The sequence below is a fragment of the Leisingera sp. SA215 genome, assembly GCF_055902035.1.
Window position 1 is genome coordinate 1 of sequence record NZ_JBVVXU010000058.1, and the last position, 11,077, is coordinate 11,077.

Annotated in this window: 8 protein-coding genes; 3 read left to right on the plus strand and 5 right to left on the minus strand. The window is 57.8% G+C overall.

Going from position 1 to position 11,077, the window contains the following annotated elements:
* Positions 1 to 446: 446 nt before the first annotated feature.
* From AC0KW6_RS22415 to AC0KW6_RS22425, 3 genes are all read right to left on the minus strand, one after another.
* Positions 447 to 3,440 (minus strand): TrlF family AAA-like ATPase, encoded by a 2,994-nt coding sequence (locus tag AC0KW6_RS22415; protein WP_474036158.1) that lies wholly within the window; start codon positions 3,438 to 3,440, stop codon positions 447 to 449.
* A gap of 261 nt (positions 3,441 to 3,701) precedes the next feature.
* On the minus strand, positions 3,702 to 5,402 hold the full coding sequence (locus AC0KW6_RS22420; RefSeq protein WP_474036159.1) for a recombinase family protein: 1,701 nt from the start codon (positions 5,400 to 5,402) through the stop codon (positions 3,702 to 3,704).
* Positions 5,403 to 5,962: 560 nt separating this feature from the next.
* Positions 5,963 to 7,465 (minus strand): AAA family ATPase, encoded by a 1,503-nt coding sequence (locus tag AC0KW6_RS22425; protein WP_474036160.1) that lies wholly within the window; start codon positions 7,463 to 7,465, stop codon positions 5,963 to 5,965.
* A 129-nt stretch (positions 7,466 to 7,594) separates the two neighbouring features.
* Here AC0KW6_RS22425 and AC0KW6_RS22430 point away from each other — a divergent pair, with 129 nt between their 5' ends.
* Complete coding sequence (locus AC0KW6_RS22430; RefSeq protein ID WP_474036161.1) at positions 7,595 to 8,044, plus strand: hypothetical protein; 450 nt, start codon at positions 7,595 to 7,597, stop codon at positions 8,042 to 8,044.
* Between the two features lie 302 nt (positions 8,045 to 8,346).
* Here the strand turns inward: AC0KW6_RS22430 and AC0KW6_RS22435 are convergent, their stop codons facing one another.
* A complete protein-coding gene (locus AC0KW6_RS22435; protein WP_474036162.1) occupies positions 8,347 to 9,081 on the minus strand; it encodes a GIY-YIG nuclease family protein in 735 nt (244 codons plus the stop codon).
* Between the two features lie 313 nt (positions 9,082 to 9,394).
* Positions 9,395 to 9,895 (minus strand): hypothetical protein, encoded by a 501-nt coding sequence (locus tag AC0KW6_RS22440; RefSeq protein ID WP_474036163.1) that lies wholly within the window; start codon positions 9,893 to 9,895, stop codon positions 9,395 to 9,397.
* Positions 9,896 to 10,013: 118 nt separating this feature from the next.
* On the opposite strand from AC0KW6_RS22440, the gene AC0KW6_RS22445 reads away from it, so the two are divergent.
* Together AC0KW6_RS22445 and AC0KW6_RS22450 are read left to right on the plus strand one after the other, a co-directional pair.
* Positions 10,014 to 10,172, plus strand: a complete 159-nt coding sequence (locus tag AC0KW6_RS22445) for a ribbon-helix-helix domain-containing protein (protein WP_474036164.1) — start codon at positions 10,014 to 10,016, stop codon at positions 10,170 to 10,172.
* Positions 10,173 to 10,307: 135 nt separating this feature from the next.
* On the plus strand, positions 10,308 to 11,077 hold a 770-nt coding region (locus AC0KW6_RS22450), incomplete at its 3' end, for a plasmid recombination protein (RefSeq protein ID WP_474036165.1).

Here is an 11,077-nt window from a genome sequence, read left to right on the forward strand (position 1 = left end):
ATAAAGCCGACCAACAGCTGCGGCTTTAAACTCGTCTGTGAACGTCCGCCTCGAGTGTCCCATTCCATGTTCCTTTCTTGGACAGGGGTACTTTACCCCGGTGTCCGGGAACAGGAACGAAGTTCACGGCCAGGATTTTTGCTGCGGCAGCATCTTTTGCATGGCGCCCCCGCCAAGGACCGCTTCGGGCTGTGATTAACATGCTGCGGAAGCAAGGCCGGCTGGCCTGGGAGCGGCAGCAGTGGGCTCACTGCCGCCATGCGGCAGTACAGCACCGAGAAACCAGCACCAGCCTGCCCCAGGCCAGTTGTGATCGGCTCAAGCCAGCCCGAAGCGGACACGACTTGTGCAGCCGCAGCACCAGAGCCTTCCCGGAGTGAGGGCGAGAGGTGACCGTTCGCCGCAGGTGCAGAATAAATCTCCTGCGGACATTAAATCGATGCTTGCTAGATTTGGTATTTGAGCCGTCGCTGTACGAAGGCAGGCCTGGTCCCTTCAAGAACTTTCACCACATTGGCATTGGTGCGAGCTTCTTCGATAGCCCCGCATTCGTAAGAGAATTTGTAGTTCTTATGCTTTTCGAGCTTTACATAAATGATCTGTTCGGCGTCCGCCCCAATAGCCAAGTTGGGATTATGTGTCACTAGGACAACCTGACGATTCTTCTTTGCGCTACGTATGCACTTAGCAAGGACTGAGAAGATACTGTCGTTATCCAAATTGTCTTCTGCCTGATCAATAATGAGAGGCGTGTTTTCCATGTCCAAATGTAGATAAAAAACAAGGAGAAGAAGCCCCTTCTCACCCGGAGATAGCTGGGTGAGGTTCTTATCTCCAAGCCGCAGTTCATACATCGTCTGGATAAAGTCAAGGGAGAACAGGAAGTCACAGAACTCCTTTACGGTCTTGTTCCGCCTGATTTGTCTGGAAACGTCGTGGTTATTGATTTCTTGGAGGATCGTCTCACAAAATCCATAGACAGATGCAAAATCTCCGAAGTCCACCTCAGAAACGAAGTCTCGAAGAGCCTTTTCGCCATCTCCCTGGAATGGGCCACGAGCTGACTTGCTGATAAATTCAAAAAATCGGTCGGAAAAATTTGAATCAAGAACAAAGGACGCTTCAATGCTCACGTTAAAATTGTCCTCCTTAAAGATGCTAAGTTTGTCTTCGACGCTTTGTTTAAGCTCCGTATAGAAGGAAAGAACCAGCTCTTTTGCTTGAAAGATGCTCTTAGAGATTCTCTTGCGCTCTGCCTCTAACGCGGCAATCTCAGTTTCGAGATTTTGCTCGATGTATGCGATCTGGTTTTCAGTGTGGCGGATCGTCTTAGGAGCCGGTTGTTCTTCGTCCCCGAGGAGAGAGGTCTTCTGCTTATCTAATTCAGCCATCTTGTGGAGATAAGACTGATACCTCTTACCCGGAGCACTCAGTTGCTCTCTCAAGGAAGAAACCTTCTGTTTCAGCGCCTCTATCACCGCGTCAACGTCTGGGAGGCTGCAGTAATCACTCGCTTTTCCAAACTCTTGTTCCTCGGCGAACTTTAGCTTACCATCTACCGTCAACGCAGCAATTTCACCCTTTATCGAACTGTTGAGCTGAATGAGTGATGAAGTGTCGATGCTGAGCGTGACAATGTCATCTGCGTTAAGACCAAGTTCCTTGCAGAGGGCTGCTATTCTCTCTTTATCAACTTGTACATAATCTCCAAGCTCAGTGAGCTTGCTGGTGAGGCGTTTGAGTTTTTCTGACCGCTCCTTCGCATTTGCAAGCAAACCGGTCAGTTCCTTTCTTCGCGCTTCAAGGCCAACAAGCAACGCGCTCAACGCTTCAATCTCTTTGCTGATAGCTTTCTGTTCAGGACTTTCCTCTGAAGGCTTCTGGATTTCGGCCGGTGCCGAAGCTTCGAGAGCTTTAAGTTCCGCCTTAAGCTTATCAAGCTCCCTTTTTAAAGTGTCCTTGAACTCAGGCTGACTTCTGTCCTTCAAATCGTCAAGCCTATGGTGGAGCTCGCGAAGTTTCTGCTTCAGGTCACTCACCTTTTCTCGGCTTTCTTGGGTTTTGAGCTCTTCGAGTTCCTTGAAACCACTCTGATTTAGGCGGTCAGTTTCTTCAACGTGCGAAAACACTACGTTTTCGATTTCGGTTTGAAACTGGCGAACCTCCTGAATCTCGTTGGTCAGTGTCTCAAAATAGTTCTGAGGGAGGTATTTGACCTTTTCAGGCTCAGTGAACCGAACTCCTTCGCTGAGGTTCTTTGATGCTGAGTTGCCATCAGCCCACGTAAGGGTGGCTACGAAGTTTTCAGCGTAGCCTCTCTGCTTGAATTTCACGTTCCCTCGAGAGTTCGCAAGGAATGAAAAGCTTTCCTCCGCACGAGAATCCCCAAGAAGCCCGAGGATGTCTGCTAGGGCGCTTTTCCCACTCCCTTTGTTCCCAATGATCGCAGTGAGCTCAGGATTAAACGGCACATCGACCTTCTTGAACCACAATCCATTTTCGTTTCCGTAGGTCGGAACTTTCTGAATATTCAAATGGTCAATGAACTTGGTTGCCTCTGAACTCCTGCGCTGAAGAACAGGAGGCTCCTCTCCGATGAACACTCTTGCTTCCGGCTCGAAGAGCGTTTGCTTGAGGCCTTCGAAGGTGGGGTTCGCCTTAATCCAAGTTGCTTCAAAGCCAGTAACATCACCGCTGAGGCGCTCTAAGTCATCAAAGCTGTGAGCATCACTAGCATCAAAAACGGGCTTCTTCTTTGCCTCGCCTTCCTCGTATCGCTCAGTATTCAAAAAATATTCGGTGCTGTCGCTACCACCGAAGAACGCATGCGCTGCCTTATCGATTTCTTCAGCAATGCTGATTTTTCGCGGTGAACCCGTATCCTGCGACTTCATCCCGTCATTCTTTGCCGGAAATATCAGGAGGTAGGGTTTCGCGTCACCAAAGGTCTTTGTCAGTGCGTCCCGAATACCTTTGAGGCTCACTGTCGCCTGATCGTAGTTTCCCTTGTTAGCAAGATCAGCACAAGAAACCTCAACACCATGCTCATCATAGAGATGAGTTTTTAGATTTCGAAGAAAGGTAGTGATTTTTTCCTGAGGGCAAACGTCGGGATCATTGTCAAAAACAACGTGCATGTCCGGGCTGTTGCCGTCCTTACCAATAGCGTCAGATAGACGGAGTTCAATGTTGGGGAAGAACACCTTTTTGCCATCTTGGAAGCGTGCTTTATACTTCTCGACGGCAAGAAAGTAGTTGTCGCAGCTAAAATAGTCGGTGAGGCCAAAGACTTGGACATTCGAAGCTTCAAGGGCGTCCAGATAGGTGTCCCATACATCCCCCACCGCGACCTCATAATCATTAGCGAGCTTTGTTTCGGGCGTATGGAGATGAAGATCCCATCTTCGCCAAAGGGAACCTTGCTTGGAAATGGTCGTCATACTGTGTTGATCCAATAGATGCTGCTCTAATATCTGTTCTTCAGCCTATCCGACGGCCTGCGGAAGTTAAACCGGCTTTAACTGCGCAGACATGGGGTGTGATAAGTGAGAGGCAGGAAGCCCGATGCTGCACACAAACCAGCGCCAACCTTTTAATGGTAGCAATGGGCCTGTCCTGTAGATGCTGGAGGTGCCGTGATCATGACTTTGCAAAGTCCGCTCTCTGCGCAGACATGCCGTTAGCTGTGCGCTATCATACGTTTATATGATTGCGGAGAGAGCAGGTAGGATACGGCGGTTGCCTGCTCCCGCAACCAACACAATTTCCTCAGACATATCAAAGGCTTCTGGCGCACCGCCCGGAGCCTTTCCTGCGTTTGCACCCGCCGCACCCGCCGCCAGCCGCAGCAGCCCGGCCAGATCCCCCTCCAGTGTCAGATCCAGGCCACCGCCCCCCGCCGCGGGCGTCAGCACGATCCGCTCCACCAGAGCCCGCAGCGCCTCCTTGGCGTCTTCCATGCCTTCGGCGGAGCCAAGGCCCTTGATCAGCCGCGACACCCGGTCCCGGTAGGCCTCCGCCATCGACGGGTGAAACACCACCGGGTCCGGGGCAGGGGTGTACGCCAGCTCCCGTTCCAGCTGCTGGCGCCGCGCGTCGAGCTCGATCAACCGGTCCTTCACCTGGTCTGCGGGAATGCCTGCAATGATCGCATCCACCAGCTTCTGGTGGTCGCGTTTGGCGCGGGCGAGCGCCTGTTCCTTTTCCTTGCGGTTCCCGGCGGCTGCGGCCTGCAGCCGGTTGCGTTCGGCAGTGTATTCTTCGCAGAAGACCTGCACGGCTGTCGGATCCATCAGGTGGTTCTCCAGCGCATCCAGCACCCGGGCTTCCAGATCAGCCTGCTTGATCGTGCGCTTGTTGCTGCAGACCGCGGCCCCCTTGTTCCGGGCCGGGGAGCAGCCGAAGCTGTCCCTGGAGATCTTGGCAAACCCGCCGCCGCAGCAGCCGCAGGCCATCAGGCCGGAAAACAAGGTCTTGGGGCGGCGCCGGTCCCAGACCGGCACATTGGTGCCCGCGGTCTTCAGTTCGCCCTGGCGGGCCCGGACCGAATCCCAGAGTTCCTGTTCGACAATCCGCAGATGCGGGACTTCTGTGATAGTCCACTCGCTTTCCGGGTTCAGGCGCGAGATGCGCTTGCCGGTCTGCGGATCCTTCACGTAGCGCAGCCGGTTCCAGACCTGCCGGCCGATGTAGAGCTCATTGTTTAGGATCCCGGTGCCGCGCTGGCGGTTGCCATGAATGGTGGAAGCGCCCCAATAGCGGCTGGACGGGGCGGGAACACCTTCTTGGTTGAGGGCTTCGGCGATCTTCTTCGGGGACAGGCCGCGGGCATAATCCGCGAAGATCCGGCGCACGATGTCTGCCTCTTCCGGGTGGATCTCCCGCTCGCCGCGGATTAAGTCGCCGCTGGCCGTGAGCTGCGGCTTCATTCGGTAGCCGTATGCTTTGCCGCCGGCGGATTTGCCCTCCAGTGCGCGCCCCTTGAGACCGCGGTGGGTCTTCATCGCGATGTCCTTGAGCTGCAGCGCATTCATCGTCCCCTTCAGCCCAATATGAATCTCGGAAATCACACCCTCGGCCAGGGTCTCGATCGGGAGGCCGTTGAAGCAGAACTCCTGGTAGATATGGGCAATGTCAGCTTGATTGCGGCTCAGCCGGTCGAGCGCCTCCGAGACCAGTACATCGAAGGTGCCGCCGCGCGCATCGCGCAGCAGCGCCTGCATGCCGCTGCGCATCAGGCTGGCGCCCGAGATAGCGCGGTCGGAGTAGGTGGCAACGACTTCAAGCCCCTGCGCCTTGGCGTAATCCGTGCAGTCTCGGATCTGGTCTTCGACAGATGCGTCCCGCTGCATGTCTGTCGAGTAGCGGGCGTAGATGGCTGCTCTGAGCTTGGGCTGGGACATGGCGGTTCTCCGGTGGTTTGATGTTAACCGGGAGTTTTGCCGTCCCGGTGATCGGCGCGGGCTGCCTCGCGGGCGAGGGCGCGCAGGAGTTCGTGAAGTGACGCGCGGGTACTGGGGACCTGCCGGCAGGAGCCGTTTTGCGGGCGGCCGGGTGTTTCCGGCGCCTGCTGGCATTCGGCATGTCTCTTCCGGTCCCGTGCCATAGGCCGAGGTCTCCTGTTTCCGGTGGGCGGTGACCGCCCGCGTGTGCTGATGGAGACAGTTTACTGCGCCGGACTGGATTGGAGCGACCCGGGTTGTAACCCTGCGGAGACGGAAGTTGTGGACAAGGGCCTGGAAATACGGAACTTTCCCTCTGCAGAGGGAGCTGGGAAGGGATGCGGGCATAGACCGCCCCGGCGGGGCTTTGGGAAGAAATATTTCCACGAAGGAAAGGTCCGGATATTGCACCAATCGGAGCCTGACCGCCGGATTTGCGCAAATGAATTGCGCAAATCCGGCGGTCAGGCCGCTTGTTTAGCGGGCGTTAGCTTGCATGTGAATGCAGGAGAACGGTGCATCTACCGGTCCAGAAACTGTTCCGGGGCCCCCTTCTGCGGCACGTCGGCCAGCCAGGATCGAACCGCTTCAGCATCGAACTCTCGCTCATTTACCAGGGCCTGAGCCATATCCCGCAGCAATTTCTTATAGGGGGACAGCATCGCACGGGCGTGGTCTTCAGCAGAGTCGAGACGCTCCCGGATGCGTTTACGCTCTCCTGCTGTCAAACGGGCCGGATCTGGCGGCCCAAGCCAAGCGTTGCCGTGGATGCCGAGGCCAAGCTCATAATCCATTGCCAGACAGAGCTGCGCGGCCTGAGCCAGATCCGAGGCCGCGCTTCCACCAGCTCCGGCTGAGACGTTGCCGAGCAAGAGGCGTTCCGCAGCGCGGCCGGCCAAGTGGATGTACATCTGGCGGTCGAAGTCTGTATCCAGACCCGCATTCCGGGGCACATTGCGTTCGACAGTTCCGCCGGCAGGAGACAGGCGGATCCGCCGAACCTGCTCACCGAAGATCCACGAAGTAATTGCGTGGCCGCTCTCATGCACAGCAATGCGGTACCAAAGGCCGTGGTTCTCCTCCTGCTTCATGACCGCAAGATGGCGTTGCAGAAGCTGCAAATCGAGCGGGCAGCCAGTGTGCCGGGCCTCGCTGCGGGCGGTCCGGACCGCGGCGTCGATATCGGCGGCGGTCTTGCCGATGCAATCCCGCGCCAGCTGCTGCAGTGCATCGTCAGGGAATGCGTTCTGAAGCCGCTCAGCGAGGAGATGCTGCAGCATAGCCTTGCTTGGCAGTGGCATTTCGATCTTGATGTCAAACCGCCCGGCTCTCAGCACCGCGGAATCGATACGTTCGGGGTAGTTGCAGGCGCCAACGACCACCACGCCTTCCTCCCGGCTGATCCGGTCCATCTGCTCCAGTAAGCCGGCGATCACTTGCTGCCTGTAGCTTGCGCCGTGCCTGTCGCCGCTGCTGCGGGAGCCGATTGCATCAATCTCGTCCAAGAAAAGAATGCAAGGCACTTGCCTCAGGGCTTCATCGAAGCTCTTGCGCATAGCGTGCAGGAGGTTGCCAAGATGCCCCGCGCTTTGCCATTCGGCGCAGCTGGTCTCGACGCAATTCACCTGGGCGCTCCGGCCCATCGCGCGGGCGAGGTGGCTTTTGCCTGTCCCAGGTACGCCGTGTAACAGCAATGAGTGGGGGATCTCGTTCCAGGCAGTGCCGCCTTCGCTCCAGAGCCGCAAGTCCGCGACGAGGCAACGGGCGGTGTCATAGGCCGGGCCAATGCCAGTGATCTCCGCTGGTTCCTCTTGTGCCGTCTTGGTGGGGGCGGCCTCCGGGGCCGCGAGGCTTTGAGCCAGACGTTGCGCGACCTGAACTGCGGTCGGTGCCCGGAGCGCAAAAGCAAGCGTGGCGGCGGGCAGTTCCCGCAGGTGCTTTGCCGGCGGCAGTGCGGCGCGGGTGGCAACTTCGTCGATCCGTCCGGTACGGGAGTGGCTGGCGCGCAGGAACGCGATCAGCAAATCCGTTTCCGGGGCGGGAAAGCACAGTTCAGTGCAATACTCTGCGAGAAGCGGTTCCGGGAGGTCCGCTTCGTTTGGCAGGACCACCCACAATGGCTGACCTAGCATGAGGCCTGCGCTGACTAGGTCTTGCAACTCTTCAAGGTGGCGCGGAGCGGGCTCCGCGCCATGTGCGCGCGGCTGCACCAGTGCCACGCGATTTTGCTGCCTCACCATGCGCCGGGGATCGGTGCTGCTCCAGCCCTCCGGCAGGATGGCTTGGGTGAGCACGCGCCCGAGGATCTCATAATCAGCTGGAGCGATCCCGCGCAAGATGGTCACGGCTCCGTGCTGAAGCTGGGCTTCGACGGCTTTGGGGTTCCCGAAACCTGCAGCCAGCCGGAGCGCAAGCAGCAAGTGCCGCGTGGAGATGTGTGTATCGGGGATGTTCCGGCCGCTTTCATCGCAGGCAAATGGATCAGCGTCTTCAGCTGCCAGCGTCTCCCACAAATCAGGTGGCAAATGCTGGACCATCGGATGATCGCTAAGCCGCTCAAGGAGCGCGGACCGGTCTTTGTTGGTCATACTGGCCGGGTTTGACGCAGATTCCGTCACGTCCTTACGGCGGCCAGCAGGGTTGGCGGTCTCATTATCCGCTTCGGTGTCTGAGGAAGCCTGCAAACTCTTGAAATAGTTTTGCATGCGCAGGGCCGTGGCCTCCGCGAAACTGAACCAAACAGGGCGTGGAAAGCGGTGGGTACGGGACGGAGCAGCATGCTGCGGATTGGATTGGCACATGGGACATCCTGTCGTCAGGAAATAGGGGAGGGAGCGCCCGGCGGCACCGGGCGGTTGGTTCGCATTGAAAGGGCTGGCCGTGCTGGCAGCACAGCTGCGCGGGCTCAGGCGGCGGCGGCCTCGACGGCTTCCAGCATCCCGAGAATCCTCTGCGTTGCGTCCGGGAAGTAGATCTCACTCCGAACCCGCAGAGCGTCGCGGTAGAGCACATGCGGTGCAATGCTGTCGGGAGAAGCTGCTCTCAACTGCGCATGCAGACGCCGCTCGATTTGAACAGCGGCATGGCCGGTGCTTATGGGAACTGTCTTCAGGATCTGTGCGTCCGTATCCTTGCTACGCAGAAGCTGGTGGCGAAGACGAGAGTGCGGGTCGCGGCTATAGCCCAGCTTGATCAGCCTGAGGCCACAGGCGAGCTTGAACTGCATTGCATAAAGGAAGCTCCCCGCACTGCTCCAGCCTGTGCCACAGCAGGCGCACTGAAATCGTCCGCTTTGCATATTGGCTCTGGCCACTCTTTGACGATGTCCGCAACCGGGGTGCCGATACAGCCGATAGTTCAGGTTCCCTTGAGGGTCCGGCCCGAGCAGTTCCCAGCCGCGTTCTTCTGCTTCGGCCTGCTCTTTGTCTTTATGGCAGATCTCGCAGCGGACGTCGCAGACGCCTTCAGTTGCCCGCTTCACCATCTCGAACTGGCGGCGCAGGCGGTGCCCGCAGCCCGCAATGTAGAAGCCGTAGTGCCGATCTTCCGGGTCGCGGCCGGCCCACTCCAGGCCAGCGGCCACGGCATCTTCTTGCCAGCGCGCTTCTACACAATGAGGGCAGCTGGGCTGGTTGTTCATTACTACAAAGAGTTTGCAGACGTGAGCTCCTCCGCAGGCGCGGCACGACAGCAGGAGGTGATACCGGTCCTTGATCCGCCTGATAATATCAAAGCCCTTGGCTTTGGCGGTCTCGCGCCAGTGAACATGTAGGTCCAGCGGGCAAGTGGCTGATCTATTGCACATTGAAATCTCCATTCGGAATAGCGGGAGTGGGCAGGCGCCGGTTATGAGGCATCCGCCGGGGAGTTCTGGAATTGTGCGAGACCCCGCAGGGCGCAGGCGGGCAGTTCCGCTGCGGGTCAGGCGAAATCGAGGCGGGGTAAGGGGCGGCTTAGCCGGGCAGGTAATCCTGCGCCTCAGCAGACAGGGCGAGGTCCGCCAGCGTGTTCACCTGGCGGGCGGCAGTCCTCAGCGCGACCTGGCGTTCAGGGTCTTCTGCGGTGAAGAGCTCATGATTGCTTTCGAGCAAGTGCTGGAAGCGCAATGCCTCATCCGCGCTTGAGGACTCGATAAGGAAATGCAGCAGCATGGACATGCGCTGCAGCGGCTGGTCCGATGCGAAGGCCGGAGCTGCGGAAAAAACATCGGACGCCAGACGCAAGCACTCTTGCCACTGGTTTTCGGCGACCTCGAAGAAGCCGCTGGTGGCAGGATCCCAACTCATCGCATGCGACAGGTCGCGCTCCAGTTCGATGGCCTCATCCATAGCTTCGATGAGCATGGTGAATTTGCGGAAGAGAGCGGTGAGCGTCTCGCCCGAAACCGGGGCGTTCAATGCAGGACGCAGGTCTTTCGCCGCGCTCACGCGCGTGGTAACTCGTGCGGTAGTCATTCTGATCTCCTTGCAGATCGGATTGATGAGGGCGGGGGAAGAGGTTCCAGCTCTTGCCTCGCCCGCACAATATGCGATAATGCCATTATGATGTCAACATCAAAATGGTAATATTGAAATGGCCCCTCCCAAAAAAGACACAGCTCCTCTAACGCTTAGACTGCCGCGAGAACTCATCGATGCGATCGACGAAAGGCGGCGGCTCGAGCCTGACGTTCCGACACGCCCAGAAATGATCAGGCGCGCATTGATAGATTGGCTGGCAAAAACGAGCTGATCGACACTAGGCTACGGAAGGGAGACAGCCTCCTGCGCATCCAGATTATCGAAAAAATAAGGCATCCACCGCCCCCGGCAGGGCGGGTCCAGCAGGCTGCTGGCCGCAGGAAGCATGTCTGGGCGGAGCCCAGATGTGCTGACGAGGAGGGGATCGAAGGGGGTATCCCCCTCGCGAACGGAAAGTTGCAAATCCGGGGTCCAGCCTGGGATTGCAACTTGCCTAGTGAGTACAAGCCTCACAAAACCAATCAAGTCTCTCGGGATTTTCGTCGTCTTCGCAGACACTCGGATCAGTCAAGCAGATCTGAGGTTGCAGATGACCGTACATGCCAAGTTTCGCCAAGACCAGTCCGACAAACTCGGTACGGCACCTGTCGTCCTTCGGTTCGCCGGCCTGTTCCCGCATCAGCTTTGGAAATTCCGGCTGCATGACAAGCGCGCCGGCGGCGACCTGGACCATGTCGACCGGGATGTGTCCGGGCTGAACGAAGTTCTTGCCGGAGAGCCGGGTTGGAAAGAGCGGATCTGCACTGAAGTTGCAGAGATGCGTGAGCACAATTTTGAAGAGCGCCTTCGCGCATTGCGGGCGAAATCACGCATCAGTCAAGCCGAGAGAGAAACCGCCAAGGGGCCTTCAGATCCCTGGAAGGAAAGCGCCAAAGGACCTCTGCGTGAAGGCGTCCTGACAGCGAACAAGAATTGGTTTGGCGGGCCCGGCATCCTGAAGTGGGATCCGGAACGTGTTGCGGAATTCCGGGAGGTCGCGATGAAATTCCTGACGCAGCACTTTCCGGATGACCAACTGCGCTTTGCCTCGGCCCATGTTGACGAAGAGGCGTATCACATTCACTTCGTCGTTGCGGTCTGGTCCGAGAAAAATTCTGCCAACAGCGGGCGGCAGGT

Bases quoted from the DNA above. Each gene is read 5' to 3' on its own strand.
- AC0KW6_RS22445 (WP_474036164.1), top strand. From the start codon at position 10,014: ATGGCCCCTCCCAAAAAAGACACAGCTCCTCTAACGCTTAGACTGCCG.
- AC0KW6_RS22435 (WP_474036162.1), bottom strand. From the start codon at position 9,081: ATGAACAACCAGCCCAGCTGCCCTCATTGTGTAGAAGCGCGCTGGCAA.
- AC0KW6_RS22420 (WP_474036159.1), bottom strand. From the start codon at position 5,402: ATGTCCCAGCCCAAGCTCAGAGCAGCCATCTACGCCCGCTACTCGACA.
- AC0KW6_RS22415 (WP_474036158.1), bottom strand. From the start codon at position 3,440: ATGACGACCATTTCCAAGCAAGGTTCCCTTTGGCGAAGATGGGATCTT.
- AC0KW6_RS22440 (WP_474036163.1), bottom strand. From the start codon at position 9,895: ATGACTACCGCACGAGTTACCACGCGCGTGAGCGCGGCGAAAGACCTG.